This is a genomic window from Tenacibaculum profundicola (assembly GCF_057220795.1).
Genome location: NZ_CM170137.1, coordinates 4462061 through 4484347, shown reverse-complemented (window position 1 = coordinate 4484347; position 22287 = coordinate 4462061). Strand labels below are relative to the sequence as shown.

At 38.3% G+C, this 22287-nt stretch carries 1 protein-coding gene; it reads right to left on the bottom strand.

Translation table 11 applies throughout. The features are described from left to right. Positions 1–2 precede the first annotated feature (2 nt). A complete protein-coding gene (locus AC2TDS_RS18290; protein ID WP_484737016.1) occupies positions 3–22220 on the bottom strand; it encodes a T9SS type B sorting domain-containing protein in 22218 nt (7405 codons plus the stop codon). Positions 22221–22287: the final 67 nt, after the last annotated feature.

Below are 22287 nucleotides of genomic sequence, written 5' to 3'. Positions count from 1 at the left end.
GGTTATCTATATAGTGTAAAGTGACCCATTGTTTTTCTTTCTTGACCTGATAATTCTTTAAAATAAATGGTATACCAATAATCACCCGAAGGTAATTCTAAGCCTTCATAAGTTCCATCCCATCCTTGTTGCGGACCTTCATAAACGGCAACCTTCCTAGCATATCTGTCATAGATATATACTTTTACATTATTATAATCTTCAACATTTATTGGATACCAATAATCATTTAACCCATCCCCATCAGGAGTAAATATATTAGGTAATTCAATGGTGATATACACACCTTGAATAATGAGTTCAACTTCACATCCTCTACTATCTCTTACCGTTACTCTATAATCTCTAGTTTCAAAAATAGTAATTTCCTTCTCATTACCAAATAATCCTCCATCAAAACTGTATTCATAAGGAGAAAGTCCAAAATTCCCGTTCGCTATTAATTTATTCTTTTCAGAATCATTGATAGTGAGTGTTAACTCTTGAATCTCTTGTACTTCATCTACATCCGTAGTTACAGAACACGATTCTAGTACATGCTCTACAGTTACTGTATAATCATCTCCGGGTGCAACATTCGTGAAAACTCCTGTATCATTAGATGCTACCAATCCAGCTCCATTATTCAACGAAAAGATCACTGCATCTTTATATTCATCTTGCACTGCTGCCCTAATGACATTACCAACAGGACAATTATATTCTCGATCAGCCTCTAATAATAGATTAATTGCCCTTGTCGTAGTAATTGGGCCCACATTTTCTGACACACAGGCTTCGTTACTATTTCTAATAGAAATTCCATAGATCTTATCGGCTTCAATTCCTTCACTCGCTCCCAAAACAATGGTTCCTTCTGGATAGGTACCAGGTAAATCTATACCATTAATACTAACAATATATGTTGCTGTACTACTTGCTACTGCTCCTCCTGTTGCTTGAATCGTGATCGTAGGTGTAGGATCTGAAATACAAACTTGTTGAGTTACATTAACTAAAGATACCTCTATTTCTGTTGGTTCTTCAATGGTAACATCAATAGTGTCGTAACATCCTACTTTATCTTTCACGGTAATCACATAGTCACCAGGCGCTAGATTTTCAAATACATTCGATGTTACAAATTTATTAGGATCAAAACCTGGACTGATATTGTACTCATAGTCTTCATTTCCTCCCTCAGCATTAATTGTTATAACACCGTCATTTCCTCCATAACAACTTATATGCGTTGCTACTGCTTCTATTTCTAACATCTCAGGCTCTACAACTTCATATAAACCTGTATCTATCAAACAAACATCTCCATCATCATTCGTACTACTTATTCTTATTTTATAAATCCCTACAGGTAATCCTGAGAACATATTTGATGTCTGGAGCGGTCTAATAACCGCATCACTTGCATCTAGTAGCTCGTACTCATAATTTCCAAGACCATTAGACACTGTTGCCGATAGTACCCCATTATTTTCTCCATTACAAGTAACAAATCCAAATTCCACATTCAATGTTGAAACCAGTGCCTCATAAGGATCAACGGTAACTAGTGTAAAAGGATCAGAAGTACATCCGCTAGCGTCTCTTACATAAAAATTATGTACGCCTGCATTAACAGTAAAGATGTTACTCAGTACAAAATTGACCCCATCTACACTATATGAATATCCGCCAGCACCACCCTGACCTGTTACCTCAATCGTAGATTGATTTCTGCTACAAGTTATCGAATTTAATATGGTTGCATCAGCGACTACTTTTGTTGGATCCGTAATTGATACGTCAATTGGTAAACTTTGACATGAATAATCGTCATAGACTGTAATCACATAATTTCCAGCAAGCAAATTGGTAAATACATTACTCGTTTGGTTAGCTGATACCGTTCCTCCAGGGTAGGTTAAAGTGTAGGTATAAGGAACTCCTGTACCTTGACCTCCCGTTACATTGGTAACCGTAATTATTGCTCCTTGATCACCATTACAAAGATTATCTCCCACTATATAATTTGCTGTTATCGGTGTAGGATCAGTTAATTCAAAGGTGACTGTTTCATTACAACCATTCACATCTCTAACAGTCGCAGCATAGAGGCCTGCATCTAAGCCATCGATGACATTGTTGATATCAAAAACCTGCATAGTTACGCCTGTAGTTGTATTCACCAGTTGATATTCATAAGTTCCCCATCCTCCTGAAGCGTTTAATACCACTTCACCAGAGTTAGGTCCGACACAACTAATTAACGATGGTAAGGTTGCTAATGATAACCCAGTAGCGGGTGCTTCTATGGTTATATCCGTAGATTGTACCGGACAAAACGGACTTGCCTGCATAGTGAGCTCAACGTAGTACGTTCCTGCTTCTAATGTAGACACGGTGGTTACTCCTGTTCCTGTTCCTGTAATTCCTGTGGTTACTCCGCTTGATTGGAACACCTCATAATCATACGTTCCTACATAAGGTGTGGTACTACTGAATCCAAATACTATTTCACCTGTATCAGTTCCCAAACAACTTACATTACTCGACCTACTAATATCTATAAAGAAATTAGGTTCTGGCCTAACTTCATGAGCCGTTTCTAGTATACAACCAGTATTACTATTTACTACCGATACCTGATAAACATCCGTTGCTAAGTTTGTAAATACACCCGTAGCATTCGTATCTGTATACCCTGTATTGGCTCCTGTCATAGTATAACTTATCGCTGTTGGTGGCACTACTGGACTCGTTGAAGTATAACCCACGGTAATATCCTCTCCTGTTGCACAGTCAATCAGTTTATCTACTGTTACCGTAGCTGTATCTAATCTGGCAAATGCGGCTATCGTTGCCGTTGTTGAGCCTACACATCCTTCTTCATCATATACATTAATTTGATAACTTCCCCCGGCTTCATCTGTCGATCCATACACAAAACTCGATCCGTCTTGAACCACCACATCATCACCCGTTGTTAGGGTTCCTCGGGTATCTATAAACTCTACACGTACATAAGTTCCACTACCACCTGTGATTAAAGTTCCTCCAGCATTTGGTATGGTAATCGTGGCATGATTCGCTATATTACCCGTTGTACATCCAAATTCTACCACTTCGGGTGTAGGTATTGTTATCGGTGTAAATTCGGTAATTACAATGTTATTTATGGTAGTTGTACAATTATTCGATCCTGTAGCAGTGATTGAATACGTATTAGGCGGTAAGTCATCAAAACTATTGGTTGCCGCATTAAATGTTCCTGCTGCCGGACTTATACTATACCCTACAAATGGTATAACTCCATTGTCTACCTCTGTTAAATATATAACTCCAGAATTACTTCCATTACAGGTACTATTCTCTACAATATACGTAAAGCTAGGCGTTATTATATCTAAAATATCTATCGTCTTATCTTCTGAACAGTTTGGTGATGCTCCCACATCGTGAACTCTTACAGTATATGTATCGGCTGCAGACACCGTAAAACTTACAGTGGAACCAACAATCGCTGCTCGTGGTACAACTGTACCACTAGAATTGTCAAACACTTCGTATTCATAGTTCCCTGAACCAGATGTTACGGCTATTTCTATCACCGCATCTGGGCTACTCGTACAATCAATTTTCTTAGTTTCTATTATAGAATACTCTAAATCTGGCAACAAGGTAATATTTTGAGTAGCGGCTGCGCTACAAGCATTACTATCTCTTACCTCTACTGTATATGTACCTACTCCTAAATTTGTAAACACGTTGTCCGTTTGATTACGAACCTCTGTTCCTCCTTGTGATAATATATACGTATAGACTCCTGTTCCTCCTAAGGCTGCTACTGTTATGCTTCCGCCAGTTGTAGCCGTACAAGCCTGATCATCCTTTGTTAAGTTAAACGTTATTGGTGTCGGATCGGATATGGTCACATTACGAGTAGCAATACATCCATTAGCATCACGAACACGAACTACATAGGTGTTTGCACTTAAATTATAGAATACATCTGTTCCAGAATATCCTGCTATAACACCCCCTGAGGTATCCTCTAATTGATATTCATAACTGCCCCAGCCATCAGTAGCTGTCACTGTTATCGATGCATTAGTGTCTCCTATACAATCTATAGCTCCTTCTACTGTTGTAAAATCTAATGCTGCCGTCGGTGCTTCTATGGTTACATTCGTGGATTGTACCGGACAAAATGGACTTGCTTGCATAGTGAGTTCTACATAGTACGTTCCTACTCCTAGTGTAGACACTGTAGTTACTCCGCTCACTCCTGTTCCCGTAATTCCTGTGGTAACTCCGCTTGATTGGAACACCTCATAATCATAAGTTCCTCCGTAAGGTGTAGTGCTGCTGAATCCAAATGAGATTTCAGCTGTGTTTGTTCCAAAACAACCTACGTTACTCAATTGATTGAGGTCTATCAAGAAATTCGGTTCTGACCTAACCTCATGAGCTGTTTCTAGTATACAACCTGTAACAGTATTTGCTACCTCTACCTGATAAACATCCGTAGCTAGGTTTGTAAATACTCCTGTAGCATTCGTATCTGTATACCCTGTATTGGCTCCTGTTATGCTATAACTTATTGCGGTTGGTGGCACTACTGGACTTGTTGAAGTATAACTTACTGTAATGTCCTCTCCTGTTGCACAATCAATCAGCTTATCTACAGCCACTGTAGCTGTTTCTAATCTGACAAATGCAGCTATAGTAGCCGTTGCTGTACCTATACATCCTTCTTCATCATATACATTAATTTGATAGCTTCCTCCAGCCTCATCTGTTGATGTATATACATAACCTGGACCGTCTTGCTCTACCTCGTCATCAATTGTGGTTGTAGTTCCTTGGGTGTTTATAAACTCTACACGTACATAAGTTCCACTTCCACCTGTGATTACAGTTCCACCAGAATTCGGTATGGTAATCGTAGCATGATTCGTTATATTACCCGTTGTACATCCAAATTCTACCACTTCTGGCGTAGGTACTGATATTGGTGTAAACTCGGTAATTACAAGGTTATTAACCGTTGTTGTACAACTATTTGCTCCTGTTGCCGTGATCGAATAGGTATCTGGAGGTAAATTTTCAAAACTATTAGCCGCAGTGTTAAACGTTCCTGCTGCTGGACTTATACTATAGCTCAATGGGAAAACACCATTATCTATATCCGTTAAATATATAACTCCAGAATTGCTTCCATTACAGGTACTATCCTCTACAATATATGTAAAGCTAGGCGCTATTATATCTAAAATATCTATCGTCTTATCTTCTGAACAGTTTGGTAATGCTCCCACATCGTGAACTCTTACAGTATATGTATCGGCTGCTGCTACTGTAAAACTTACGGTAGAACCAACAATCGCTACTCGTGGTATAACCGTACCACTTGAACTATCAAACACTTCATATTCATAGTTACCTGAACCAGATGTTACAGCTACTTCTATCACAGCATCTGGGCTACCCGTACAATCAATTTTCTTAGTTTCTGTTATAGCGTACTCTAAATCTGGCATCAAGGTAATATTTTGAGTAGCGGCTGCGCTACAACCATTACTATCTAGCACCTCTACTGTATATGTCCCAACTCCTAGGTTTGTGAACACATTGCTCGCTTGATTACGAATCTCTGTTCCTCCTTGTGACAGGATATACGTATAGACTCCTGTTCCTCCTAAGGCAGCTACTGTTATACTTCCACCAGTAGTAGCGGTACAAGCCTGATCATCCTTTGTCAAGTTAAACGTTATTGGTGTCGGATCAGATATAGTGGCATTACCAGTAACGATACATCCATTGGCATCACGAACACGAACCACATAGGTGTTTGCAGCTAAATTATAGAATACATCTGTACCAGAATACCCAACTATGATACCCCCTGAGGTATCCTCTAATTGATACTCATAACTGCCCCAGCCATCAGTAGCTGTAACTGTTATCGACCCATTAGTACCTCCCGTACAATCTACAGCTCCTTCTACTGTTGTAAAATCTAATACTGCCGTCGGTGCTTCTATGGTTACATTCGTGGATTGTACCGGACAAAACGGGCTTGCTAGCATAGTAAGCTCTACGTAGTACGTTCCTGTTCCTAATGTAGACACTGTGGTTACTCCTGTTCCTGTTCCTGTAATTCCTGTGGTTACACCACTTGATTGGAACACCTCATAATCATAAGTTCCTGTGTAAGAGGCTGTATCACTAACTCCAAATGATATTGCACCTGTATTCGTTCCAAAGCAACCTACATTACTCAACTGATTAAGATCTATCAAGAAATTCGGTTCTGACCTAACTTCATGAGCAGTTTCTAGTATACAACCTGTTGCAGTATTTGCTACCTCTACCTGATAAACATCCGTAGCTAGGTTGGTAAATACTCCTGTTGCATTCATATCTGTATATCCTGTATTGATACCAGTTATAGTATAACTTATCGCTGTTGGCGGCACTACCGGGCTCGTTGAAGTATAACTCACTGTAATGTCCTCTCCTGTTGTACAATCAATCAGTTTATTTACAGCCACCGTAGCTGTTTCCAATCTGGCAAATGCAGCTATGCTTGCCGTTGCTGTTCCCACACATCCTTCTTCATCATATACATTAATTTGATAACTTCCTCCGGCTTCGCCCGTAGATGTAAACACAAAACTAGAACTGTCTTGTACTACCAAGTCATCTATTGTTGTTGCGGTTCCTCGGGTATTTATAAATTCTACACGCACATAAGTTCCACTTCCACCTGTGATTACAGTTCCACCAGAATTCGGTATGGTAATCGTGGCATGATCTGTTACATTACCGGTTGTGCACCCAAATTCTACCACTTCTGGCGTAGGTACTGATATTGAATTAAACTCAGTAATTACAAGGTTATTAACCGTTGTTGTACAACTATTTGCTCCTGTTGCCGTAATTGAATACGTATTAGGCGGTAAATTTTCAAAACTATTTGTTGCTGCATTAAACGTTCCTGCTGCTGGACTTATACTATAGCTCAATGGGAAAACACCATTATCTATATCTGTTAAGTATATAACTCCAGAATTACTTCCATTACAGGTACTATCCTCTACAACATACGTGAAACTTGGTGCTATTATATCTAAAATATCTATCGTCTTATCTTCTGAACAGTTTGGTGATGCTCCCACATCGTGAACTCTTACAGTATATGTATCAGCTGCGGCTACTGTAAAACTTACCGTAGAACCAACAATCGCTACTCGTGGTATAACCGTACCACTTGAACTGTCAAATACTTCGTACTCATAGTTCCCTGAACCTGAAGATACTGCTACTTCTATCACAGCATCTGGGCTACCAGTACAATCAATTTTCTTAGTTTCTGTTATAGAATACTCTAAATCTGGCATCAAGGTAATATTTTGAGTAGCGGCTGCACTACAACCATTACTATCTTTTACCTCTACTGTATATGTACCAACTCCTAGGTTTGTGAACACATTGCTCGTTTGATTACGAATCTCTGTTCCTCCTTGTGACAGAATATACGTATATACTAATGTTCCTCCTGAGGCAGCTACTGTTATACTTCCACCAGTGGTAGCGGTACAAGCCTGATCATCCTTTGTCAAGTTAAACGTTATTGGTGTCGGATCAGATATACTGACATTATCAGTAACGATACACCCATTGGCATCACGAACACGAACTACATAATCGTTTGGACTCAAACTATAGAATGTATTTGTACCTGAATATGCTTCTATAATAATTCCAACATTATCCTCTAATTGATACTCATAACTGCCCCAGCCATCAGTAGCTTCCACTGTTATCGACCCATTAGTACCTCCTGTACAATCAATAGCACTAACTGTTGGTGTAAAATCTAATGCTGCCGTTGGTCCTTCTATGGTTACATTCGTGGATTGTACTTGACAAAACGGGCTTGTAAACATAGTGAGTTCAACGTAATAAGTTCCTGCTCCTAAAGTAGATACAGTGGTTACTCCACTCACTCCAGTATCCGTAATTCCTGTGGTTACCCCACTTGATTGGAACACCTCATAATCATAAGTTCCTACGTAAGGTGTTGTACTACTAAACCCAAATGATATTTCACCGTTGTTAACACCAAAACAACTTACATTGCTCAATTTATTGACATCTATTAAGAAATTAGGTTCAGCTTCTACTTCATGAGCGGTTTCTAAGACACAACCTGTAATGCCGTTCGTTATCTCCACATTATAAACATCCGTTGCTAAGTCTGTAAATACTCCTGTAGCATTCGTATCTGTATATGATGTATTTACACCTGTTATAGTATAACTTATTGAACCTAGTGTTACAACAGGATTTGTTGAAGTATAGCTCACTGTAATATCCTCTCCTGCTCTACAATCAATTGGCTTATTCACAATTATCACCGGTGAACTGATAGCATTAAATGGTGAAATAGTAGAAGTCGTACTTGCTGAACACCCTTCATCATCATAAACCGTGATAGTTACTTCTCCTCCCAATACATTAGACATTGAGAATGCAAAATTTGAACTATCTTGAGTAATATCATCCGCCAGATTTGTAGGAGTACCGTTATCATAAACAAACACTGCTCGAGTATAAGTAAGGCTTCCTCCAGATAAATCTGATGTATTCACTGTTACCACTGCATCATCAGTACTATTACCTGCGCTACATCCGAATTCTGTTACCACTGGGGCAACTGCAAAACTTACTGGAGGACGTTCATTTATTGTAATTGTTGGTGAATCTGTAGTACACCCATTTGCTCCAGTAGCAGTAATAACGTAGTTTCCACGAATTAATCCGGTAAACTGTGTACCTGTAGTAGTTGCATTATAAGTACCTCCTGAGGTTAAACTCCCATTGATCTCATAACTTAACGGTATAATACCGTTGTCTGTCTGAATCATCTCAATTATTCCTCCACTACTGCCTGAACAATTAAAGTCATCAACTACACTTGCAGTGAACACGGGTACAACAGGTGTTTCTATTGTAATTTGTCTTGTTATAATACATCCTGAAGCTACATCTGTTACTACTACTTCATAAGTACCACTATTTGTAACTGTATGATCTGTATTTGTATTTGTTCCAGTTATCGCTCCAACAGTAATCGCTGGGTTTGCGGTAGGCATAACACCATTAATTGTATAAGAGAAATCTCCCGTAGTTCCTAGATTGACTCCTGAATTAATATTAACTCTAATTAATGATTCACCTGGGACGCAATTTAAATTCTCTTGAACTTCTAAATTAAAATCTAATTCTTCATGAATAGTTACTGGAACTACTGCACTACTACATCCATTAGCATCTCTAACAATAGCATTATAGTTCCCTGATGCTAAATTCTCAAATAATGCATCCGACTGGTAAGTTACACCATTATCAATTGAATAGAAATATGGAATTGTTCCCCCAGAAGCAACAACATTTATTGTTTTATTTGTTCCACATGTGCTAACCAAAGCATTGGTCAAAACTGGAGGTTGGCTTACATTTAAATTAACATTTCCTAAGTTTTTTGAACAACCATTACTATCAGTTACTGAAACATCTACATTTACAGGTAGTGTAGTATTTGTAACATTTGCATAAGGTATGGCTATACTAGTTGATGATGTTGATGATGTTATTCCGGTTGCATTTGTTACCGATATAGTATAGGTATATCCGGGGAAACCACCAACTACATTCTCTATATTCACAATACCTGGTGAATCACAAGTTATATCACCTCCGTTGTTTACATTTCCAACTATTCCTAAACCTTCTCTAATTTCTGTGTCCATACTTGCAAATTGACAAACAGGTGGACCACCTACTCTGTTATTGATTAGAATATAATATTGCCCCGAAGGTAACCCAGTTGAAGAAGTAATCGTTAAGGCATTTTCACCTGCTGGAAGTGAAGACTCTATAATAGGATCGGTAATTGGTCCTCCACTCGATGGAGTTACACGCCTGTATAAAGTCCAATCATATGGTAGTATTAAATCACCACTTGAATTATCAATAGTGAATGTAATTTGCCCATTAGATGCCCCTGAGCACTGATTACTATCAACAGCTGACGAAATCGGAACAGAAGGAGAGAACGTATCATATACATCTTCATTATTTTGTCTAATACAGTCTGTAGCATCTTTTACATAAAATACATAAGTTTGACCAGGTATCAAGTTATTATATGTTCTCGTTCTTGTTTGATCTGGTTGAATATTTATTGGACTGACAGTATCAGGGCCTTGCCATCCTGTAGGAGTACCCATAGCGAACGTAAATGGGCCACTTCCTCCGAAAGCTTCAACGGTTACACTAAATCCAGTTGTACAATCAGATGGATTAGCAACAGGGTTTACAATAAGTCCTTCCACATTAAAGGCTATTTCATATCTTCCATATGCTAATAAACATCTCGTAGCAGAAATTCCTGTATCAAAAACTCTTAAAGCCGGGTAAACTATATCTCCCGAATTATAACCTCTAACTTGTCCTCCTGTAGAAGTGAAATCAACCCAATTAGCACCATTATCAACACTATACTGAAGTGTATATGGTAAATAATCATTTGGGTCTATATTTATAAAATCAAAACCTGTATTCAAAGGATCCACGGTACAATTTAGAGGTAATATATCATCTATATCAATTATCAAAGCAACTGGATCAACTAGAATTACATCTGCAGGAGTAAATGAACAACCATTATCATCTGTAATAGTTACAGAATATGTTCCTGCTGGTAAATTAGTAAAGTTATAAGTGGAGCCGACATAATCATTAACATTTAAATTCACGGGTCCTGCTAAAACTAAATCATGAGGTTGTAAACCATTAGAAATAGCCACATTAATAGCCCCTGTATCACCATTACAGGTAGGCTGTGTTTCTGTTAATACAATACTCACAGCTATTATCTGACTAACAGTAACATTTAATTGTTCGTATTGACAAAAATCAGTTCCTAATACACCTGAACCATTATTATCTCTAACATAAATATCATAGTTACCTGCAGCTCTCGTTATTGGACTCGTTCCAAAATCAACAGCCGTAACTGGTATTCCATTCGGTACCGCTGCATATACATAATTACCATCTCCTCCCATTCCCGAAACAGTTATGATGCCATCACTACAATTAGCATCAACAATATCTATATTAGCCGATAATTCATCATGAATAATATGAGTTTGTTGTGGAGCTGGACATCCTTTTCCATCGATGATATCGATGGTATACGTTCCTGCACCTAAACCTGTAAAGGTATGGTTAGCTGTTCCTGGTGCTTGGGCAGCCCCTCCATTTAATATAAATTGATAATTTCCATCACCTCCACTGGCTGTAACAGTAATTTGACCATTTGATCCATCGAAACATCTAGTTGGAACCGCTGTAAATGTAGGGCTTATTGTAGGGTTTACAGTGATTGAAAATGCTACTGATAAACATCCATTAGCATCTCGAGCTATAATCGTGTGATTTCCTACTGCTACATTTATAAAAGCCCCTCCTTGGAATGCCCCGATTCCATCTAATTGAAATTCATACGACCCCGTTCCTCCTGTTGCACTAGGATGAATCGTTGCCCCTGTTGCTGGATTACATGTTACTTCTTTCGTAAGTATTGCATTAGCCACTACTCGATTTGGCTCTGCTATGGTAAAGTTCCCTAAATCTAACTCACAACCTGAAGCACTTGTGCGAACTCGTGCGTTATAAGTACCTGCTGGTAATGTGTCTATTATTAACGGACTAGTTGTACTATTAGTCCATGTACCACCACTACCGTCATCTATAAAATACTCAAAATTCCCTGTAAAATTACTTGCTGTTATAGTTAAACCTCCATCATTTCCTCCATTACATGTAGCATCTATAATATTACTTACAGCACCCGTAAACTCGTGGCCAGCAGTAACTGTTACTAAGACATCAGTAGTACACGATCGACCATAATCAACAGTTATTGTGTGATTTCCTACCGACACATTATTAAATACATTGCTTGTTACTGCACTTGCCCCATCTAAACTATAGGTATAGCCTGCTACTGCTGGAGTTATCGTTATATTTCCAGTTCCATTACAATTATAAGCTATATTCCCTGTAAAAGTAGGTTCTGTTGGTAAAGGATCTATAGTAGTGGTCCCTAAATTTAAAAAACACCCATTGTCATCTCTTACGGTTAACGCATACGTTCCTTCTGTTAATCCATTTTTTATTCGATTTGTAGAATATACTCCATCAATACCATAACTATAAGGTGCTGTTCCACCAGAAGCCGTAGCAAATGTGATTTGTCCTTGTTGGGTACACGTATAATTCTGAGATAAACTTGCTGAACCACCTATTGGATTAGGCACTGTAATAACCTCATTTTCAATAGCACTGACACATCCATTTGCGTCTGTTACTTGGATATTATAAGTATCTGTTCCTAGAGTATCAAATAATACAGTGGTACTTGCACTAGGGCCAACGGTAGTAGTGGTTCCTGCTGTTACGGCAGTAATACTAACACTATAAGGACCTACGCCTTCTGCTATAGATACACTAATGCTTCCCGTATCTCCATCACAATTTGGTTGTGTAGGTGTTAAAGTAGCTGTTGGGTTATTAATTCCTTCTACAGTAATCGTTTCCGTAAATTCACAATATCCTGTATTTCCAGTATTATCTCGAACATACACATCATAATCCCCTGCTCCGGTTACACTAAAAGTGTTCCCTGATACAAATGTTGGGGTTCCTCCTGTTGCTACAAACCCATATACATAGTTACTATCACCACCTGAAGCTGTAATTTCTACTTCACCTGGGTTACATGTAACACTTACTATTGACGTTGTTGCTGTTAATGTATCATCTAAAGTATGAGTGCTTGCCGTTGAAACACATCCTAAAGCGTCTTGTACTTCTACCGTATAATCGCCTGGTATCAAACCTGTAAACACATACGTCGTAGCATCGACCGGTGTTGGGCTTTCCCATGCTCCTCCATTGATTCTAAATAAATAATTTAAAGCCCCTTGAGTGACATCTACAGCTATTTGTCCGTTGGTACCATCATAACAGTTTGTTACCGTCGCTGTATGTAAAACTTCAACTGGTGTATTTACCATGACACTAGCATTGGTGGTAGAAATACAATTTCTACTATCTCTTGCCTCAATAATATAAGCTGTTGGATCATCTGCTATATCCGTAAACACTCCACTAGCTTGCCATGCTCCACTATTTATTCTAAATTCATATGGACTTGTTCCTCCAGTTGCCTCTGCCGTTATTGTGGCGCCAGGAATTGACGTACAACTTGTTGGACTAGTTATATTAGCGGTTACCGCTACAGCCGCTGGTTCTGTTATTGTTATATTCCCTAAATCAAGTTCACACCCTGATGCTCCTGTTCGAACTCTTATATTATGTGTTCCATCTCCAAGACTAGTTACTGTAACAGGATCTGTTCCCGTATTTACCCATGATGTACCTCCATCTACCGAATAATCATACGATGTACCAAAGTTTGTGGCATCAATTATAACCGTTCCATCATCAGAGCCGTTACATGTACTGTTACTTGTTCCTGTTATACTGGCAGTAAATTCTTGATTAGCCAATACAGTTACTGAAACATCAGTAGTACACGATCGACCATAATCAATAGTTATTGTGTGATTTCCTACTGGTACATTATTAAGCACATTGCTTGTTACTGCACTTGCCCCACCTAAACTATAGGTATATCCGGCTACTGCAGGTGTTATCGTTATATTTCCAGTTCCATTACAATTATAAGCTATATTTCCGGTAAATGTCGGTTCTGTTGGTAAAGGATCTATAGTAATAGCACTTAAGTTTAAAACACATCCGTTGTCATCTCTTACGGTTAGCGCATACGTTCCTTCTGTTAATCCATTTTTTATTGGATTTGCAGAATATACTCCATCAATACCATAACTATAAGGTGGCGTTCCACCAGAAGCCGTAGTAAATGTGATTTGTCCTTGTTGGGTACACGTATAATTCTGCGATAAACTTACTGAACTAACTATTGGGCTAGGCACTGTAACAACCTCACTTTCAAAAGTACTAGCACATCCGTTTGCGTCTGTTACTTGGATATTATAAGTATCTGTTCCTAGAGTATCAAATAATACAGTGGTACTTGCACTAGGGCCAACGGTAGTAGTGGTTCCTGCTGTTACGGCAGTAATACTAACACTATAAGGACCTACGCCTTCTGCTATAGATACACTAATGCTTCCCGTATCTCCATCACAATTTGGTTGTGTAGGTGTTAAAGTAGCTGTTGGGTTATTAATTCCTTCTACAGTAATCGTTTCCGTAAATTCACAATATCCTGTATTTCCAGTATTATCTCGAACATACACATCATAATCCCCTGCCCCAGTAACACTAAAAGTGTTCCCTGATACAAATGTTGGGGTTCCTCCTGTTGCTATAAGTCCATACACATAGTTACTATCGCCACCTGAAGCTGTAATTTCTACTTCACCGGGGTTACATGTAACACTTACTATTGACGTTGTTGCTGTTAATGTATCATCTAAAGTATGAGTGCTTGCCGTTGAAACACATCCTAAAGCGTCTTGTACTTCTACCGTATAATCGCCTGGTATCAAACCTGTAAACACATAAGTCGTAGCATCGACCGGTGTTGGGCTTTCCCATGCTCCTCCATTGATTCTAAATAAATAATTTAAAGATCCTTGAGTGACATCTACAGCTATTTGTCCGTTGGTACCATCATAACAGTTTGTTACCGTTGCTGTATGTAAAACTTCAGCTGGTGGATTCACTGTTACTGTAACAGGTGCACAACTTACATTGTTAATCTGAATACTAACATTGTCAAGAAAATTTCCACTCCTTATATTTCCTGAAGCTACAGATAAGGCCTCAAAAGATATAATGGTAGTAGACTGATCTGCGGGAACTGTATAAGTACCGGAGTAACTTCCCCAGGCTGTATTTCCGTCAGACATGATTTGCTGCGCTACCGCTGTTGCCAAACTTCCACCGATTTTAACTTCTGCGACATCAACTCCAGCTCTTCCTCTATGATCTACTGACCAAGAAATTATATCACCTGGTCTAGTACAGTATTCTTGATATAAGGTTGAAACTGCATTTGCATTTAACTCTACGTGATTATCTCCATGAGAAGCTGGTACTCCATCGTAATTATTATGCCAAATCTCAATCTTGTTATCTGTTGCGGTAGTATCCCAACCAGGAACCTCTCCTTCATCCCTATATCCCCAACCTGTACCAGGTATTACAGGTTCTTCAAAACTTCCATTTATAAAAGGTTTTACTGTACATCCACATTCATCACAATTACTGCTGTCACGTACATTAAGGATATAATCAGTATCACTAGGATCTATATTTGTAAACACCCCTGAGTTTTGCCAAGTTAAACCTTCGTCTATACTAAATGTATATGGTGGAGTACCTCCTGAGGCTTCGGCTGTGATTGTTGCTCCAGTTACTGTCCCTGAACAAGTTGGCTCTTGAGTAACACTGGCCGAAAATGTTAATTCTGTCGGTTCTGAAATTATCGCCTGCCCTAGGTTTACTGTACAAGTAGAAGCCCCTACTGTTTCACGAATAGCTACATCATAGGTAGCATCCCCTATACCAATAATTCGGTATGGGTTATCGACAGCCAAAGACCAACTCACTCCACCATCAATAGAGTATTCATAATCGCCTCCTACAAAATTTGTTGCTGAAATTGTTATGGTTCCGTTGTCTGCACCGTAACAAGTGCTGTCTTCACTTCCAATAATTGTTCCTGCAAACTCTCTATTAGGAAGTACTGTCACTGAAATATCTGTGGTACATTCGCGTCCATAATCAATTGTAATTGTATGATTTCCAACGGATACATTATTCCATACGTTTGAGGTTACAACTGTTGCTCCATCCAAACTATAAGTATAACCCGTTCCAGTTGGTGTAACAGTAACATTTCCTGTTCCATCACAATTATAAGCAATACTATTCCCGAATACTGGACTCGTTGGTAACGGATCAATGGTAATACTTGGCAAGGTTAAAACACATCCATTATCATCTCTTACCGTTAACACATATGTTCCTTCGGTTAATCCTGTTTTCACTAAATCTGTCGAATACACTCCATCAATTCCATATGTATAGGGTGCTGTTCCGCCAGTAGCTGTAACAAATGTGATTTCTCCTTCTTGGTTACACGTATAATTCTGCGATAAACTTACTGAACTAACTATTGGATTAGGCACTGTAACAACCTCACTTTCAACAGTACTGACACATCCGTTTGCGTCTGTTACTTGTATAGTATATGTATCTGCTGCTAAGGTATCAAATAATACAGTGGTACTTGCATTAGGGCCAACGGTAGTAGTGGTTCCTGCTGTTACGGCAGTAATACTAACACTATAAGGTCCTACGCCTTCTGCTATGGATACACTGATACTTCCCGTATTTCCATCACAATTTGGTTGTGTAGGTGTTAATGTTGCTGTTGGATTGCTTATTGCTTCTACAGTAATGGTTTCTGTAAATTGGCAGTAACCAGTATTTCCAGTATTATCTCGTACATATACATCATAATCTCCTGCTGATGGAATACTAAATATAGTATTTGTTCCAAAAGTTGGTGTTCCTCCTGTTGCTACTACTCCATACACATAATTACTATCTCCACCAGAAGCAGTAATTTCAACTTCGCCTGGATTACAGGTAACACTTACTATTGACATTGTTGCTGTTAATGTATCATCTAAAGTATGAGAGCTTGCCGTTGAAACACATCCTAAAGCGTCTTGCACTTCTACCGTATAATCGCCTGGTATCAAACCTGTAAACACATAAGTCGTAGCATCGACAGGTGTTGGGCTTTCCCATGCTCCTCCATTGATTCTAAATAAATAATTTAAAGATCCTTGAGTGACATCTACAGCTATTTGTCCGTTTGTTCCATCGTAACAATTCATTACAGTTGCCTCATGAGTCACAGCCGATGGTGAATCTACGGTAATCGTTGTTGTATCGGTTGACACACATTCAAACTCGACAGGAAGACAAGCATACGGGCAAGAGGCACCATCATTTTTGGTATTAGCCGTACCATTGTATAACTTGACTGCGGTTGGATTTACCCCTTCAAAATTATCGATTCTAAAAACTTCACCTGTGTTATTACTAAAACCATAAAAATTCCTACTTATGTCAGTAAACACACTTCCAAAAGCATTATGACCTGGCCCTAAACCTGTTATATGTTTAGATGTTAACGTGATTGGGTTTGTTGATAAATCCGATATATATAGTGTTTCCTCTCTAATTCCATAGGCATTTCCATTAATAGAAACCATATCTAATGGATTTCCATTTCCAGTAAAATTAATTTCTTGATAGGCTCTGGTATTCGTATCAATTTTGTAGAAATTGCTATGGCCTTTTCTAATCCAAAGTGAACCAGCATCATCAAAAAAGCACACATTGGGTTTTATATCTAGCGGAGCTCCTCCATTTGTAACAGGCCCTAAATCAGTAGCGATGCCATCTAATCCCATTCGAAATAGATTACCTGTACTGATAATAATTCCATATATATAATTATCAACAGGGTGAATTGCTATTGCATTCGTCTCAACCGTTGGGTTTGCCACTAATTCATTATTTCCTGTAATAGGATCTATAATTCTAAGAGCTCCATCAATCACCTGATAAAACCCTGGCTCGCATCCTCCTGGTCCTGGTGCAGGTGCTGCCGATGAATCACAATCACATTCTGTACAATCTCTGCTGTCTTGAACATACACCGTATAATCAGTAGCACTTGGAACTACATTGGTAAATACCCCTGATGCCTGCCAGCTTACTCCATCCAGACTATACATATAGGGAGGTATACCTCCTATTGCTGTTGCTGTAATAGTTGCTCCTGAATTTGTTACGGCGCAGGTAGGATCCTTTGTGATTGATGCTGAAACCACCAGTTCTTCAGGTTCTTCAATAGTTACTTGACCTAAATTAATTTCACAAAAACCTCCACCGTTAGCTTCTCGAATATAAATATCATAAACACCATCACTTAAATCTTTAATTTCATAAGGGTTTGTTGTAACGGTAACCCACGACACTCCTGCATCCGTAGAATATTGATAATCTCCATCAGCATAACCATGAGCATCAACGGTAATACTACCGTTACCCATAGTGTTACAATAGTTTCCTGTACTTCCTACAATACTTCCGCCAAATTCCTGATTTGCAAGTACCGTAGCCGCAATATCTGTGGTACATCCATTACCATAATTTATAGTAATCGTATGATTTCCAACAGAAACATTGTTAAACACATTGGTTGTTACTGCGGTTGCTCCATCTAAACTATAGGTATATCCTGCTGATGTTGGTGTAACCGTAACAGTTCCTACTCCATCACAATTGTATGCTAACCCTACTTCAAACGCGGGCTCAGTTGGTAGTGGGTCAATAGGAATGCTTGGTAATGTTAACACACATCCACTATCGTCTCTTACCGTTAAATCATAAGTTCCTTCGGTTAATCCTGCTTTCACTAAATCTGTGGAATATACTCCATCAATTCCATACGTATAGGGTGCTGTTCCGCCAGTAGCTGTAACAAATGTGATTTCTCCTTGTTGGGTACACGTATAATTCTGTGTTAAGTTGGCTGAACTTACAATTAGATCTTTATCTTCTATTTCAATATCAACAATACTATAGTCACACTGATATGAGTTTTTTGAGGCACGAATATTTATAGTGTAAGTACCTACTGACAATCCAGAGAAATTACCTGTTGTATTCCATGTTGTTTCTCCATCTAAATTATACTCAACCAAATACCCCTGATTACTTCCGTTTACAACAACGTTTATAGATCCATCAGATTCTCCTGTACAGGAAATAGCATTAGCTGTATGATTAAAAGCTATCGGTGCTTCAACAGTAATATCGATAGGATTTGATATGACAAAACAGTTATTACTATCAAGTACAACAAGCCTATAAACTCCTTCATTGCCATTAGCTACTGCATAGGTATTAGATGTAAAATATGCTGACGCTGGAATATCAGCAACTGAAGCATATAAATCTGTGCCCTTGTCTGTCCAAACAGCAAATGTATATTGATCACCTGTATTCAAAGTTCCTCCACCCGCTGTTAGTGTTATTATTCCATCCGATGAACCAGCTAAACATGAAATATTTTTCGTGTTTTCAGCCGTTAACGTTAAATCTGTCGCTTGGTTAATTGTGATACTTTCTGTTATACTACACGTATCTGTTGTTACCGTAACTTCATATGTACCTCCAATGGTTATATCAAATGTATAGTCATTACTATTAGTAGGTCCTTGAGTACCAATTGTAGCAGAACCATCGGTTAAGGTATAGGTGTATTGTCCGGGCACATTATTAACTTGCACCCTAATTTTTCCAACATCACCAGCACATAAAATATCTGTTGGAGTAATACCTAAATCAATTGATTTGTCTTGAATATTAATAGTACCAAAATCATAGGTACAAGAAGCCGCAGAGGGGTTGTTTATTCTTATTCGTAAATTATAATTTCCTGGATTTGAAACGGTGAACGTGTTTGAACTCTGAAAATCTACAAAATACCCTGAGGGCCCTGTTAAACTATAGTCGTACCCTGCTGGTATTCCATTAATTGTAATTTGTCCATTACTCCCACAAAAAATATTTTCTTTAATAATTTCAGGGTTCAATGTTGCTTTAAAGACATTAAAATAATATGTTTTCGGACACCTACCATCGTATAACACTGTTAAACGATACTCGCCTGCATCAGTAAAACTTTGTGCTAGTGAATTACTGATATCATTCCAAGTACAACCTGTATTGATATTAGCACATCCATCTGTAATTTCATCTGGACATGAACTTTCGTCAAGTTTAGCCCAAGTAACTGTTGTTCCTGAAGTGGGATCGAATGGCAGATTAATAGTTCTTGAATCTGCATTACCACATAAATATATTTCTGCTAAATCGGAGCCATCATTTGGGCAGACTAGCATTTTATCAGCAAACGGAACTAATGGATTAGGCTCCGTGTTATACGCTATTACATTGATCATTTCAGTAATATTAACGCAGTCAGCAGAAGTTTCTGTGTCCACCGTATATGTTCCTAAAGCACTTACCGTTACAGATTGAGTATTTCCTATAACTACACCATCAGAATCTTTCCATTCATACGAATCAAAACCTGCCCCTGCATTTAAAGTTATGGTAGGTCCGCATAATACTTCATCTCTTTCAAAGGTACAGCCCGTGGTATCTGCCAAGAAATTTGACGTTCCAATAAACCCTAAATTACAAGCATCGACTCCTGCATAACTCGGTTCGTTCATCACTCTTGGTAAGCCCGCCTGATCACTGTCATAATTAGCATACGCTTGATTTTCTATAACATTAGAACATGCATCTCGCAAGTCACTACAAGCAGACACTACCTTGACTTTAAAACGAATATCATATTTGGCACCTCCTTCCAGTACCAAACTATCTGGTACATTCACCGTTAACTTTCCTCTAAACCCATTGGTCAATGAAGGAGGTTCATAAGTATAATCTGAAGCTGTTATACCAGCCGGCAGGATTAAGTCAGATACTACTAAATCAACATTTTTAGGAAGAATATCAATTATTTCAGTATTCTTAGCATTATCAGTACCTACATTTTGAAAACTAACATTATACCATAATTCAGAACCTAAAGGAATTATTGCTCCTCCTAAATCAATACCAGCACCGTCATCTATGGTTTTTATGAGCTGTATTTTAGGTTCTATAATTTCTACTGACAGAACATTTAAAAAGGGCCAATACGCATCTCCTCCCGTAGTAAATCTGACATCTGCTGAAGTATCTCCATTTCCTAGTATGGAGTTACCTGGGTTATTTATGGTTAATAAATTACAATCAAAACCTAATGTATTCGTACTTGCAGGAGTTCTGGTGGTTGTGTGACTTCCATACCTAGAAATACTACCATTAAAAAAGTTACTTGCCCTATTGACCGCATCCGAGATATCTTGATAATCCCCTACATTATCTCGAATTTGGAATTGATCTCTCCATAACGTGTCATCTCCTTCTAACGCCCCTACAATTAACTCAGCACGCACGGGTCCAGAAGAGGCGGTTTTAAAACCAGAAAAGTTAACATCTACATCATTTGTTCCATCTATTGTAACAAATCCGTCAAAAATAGAAATATTTTTACTGGACTCCATTGGATCTTCATAAATAACCACCAAGGTCCACCCTCCAGCACCTCCTATAAAGTTAACAGTATCATTACCTGTAGTTCCATTAATATTGGCTACATAATAATCACCATTAACATTTGTTTGACCTGCCACCAAACTCGTTACATCTTTAAAGCAAACATAGGCTCCTTGATCATTGTTATCGTATATCTCGTTATCAGCAGGGAGTGTGCTTGCTGTAATATCTATATAATTACTATTACTCGGTAATTTAAGCTTTATGTTCCTTAAGGCTTCAGGGTCTCTAGGTTCAAGACCAAAGGTTTCATATGGATAGATTGCCGCCCAATACAAACCTGCAAACACGACTTTAGAACAACTTGGCAAGTTTAATGTCGATTTACTCGATGAAAATGTCTCGGCACTCCCCGGAATGCCATCCGCATCATCGATATCAATATATTGCATATTTATTTGACCATTAATCATGGTCTCAACAGGAAAATAATAAGTGATCCCACATGAATCTGTAAAAAATTCATAATACAACCCTGATGACGCCGGATTTGGATGCATATCATTAGCATTAAAAACTGTAGATACTGGTGTATAAGTATGTGTATATTGATCTATATTACAAAGTGGATAATGTACATCGCTACCTGTACTACGTTCATACATGGTAATTCCTTCTCTGTTTAAAGAGCTATTCGCGATAAAGGTCATATTACCTTTTACCTTAATACCACCAGGGTCTAATCTTTGAGTAAATGCTTTATCAGGCCTACTATTTACTATACTTTCCTTTAATTCATTATTTACTAATTCTTTTACAGATTTCTGCTCTTTTTTCACTTCTTGAGCAAAAAAGTTCAAAGCCAAAAAGAAACATGCGACACTAATTATTACTAATCTCTTCATTTGATAAGGGGAATTTATGTTAATTAGTAGTTCTCTGTAATATTTATACTTATGATTGGTTTTATTT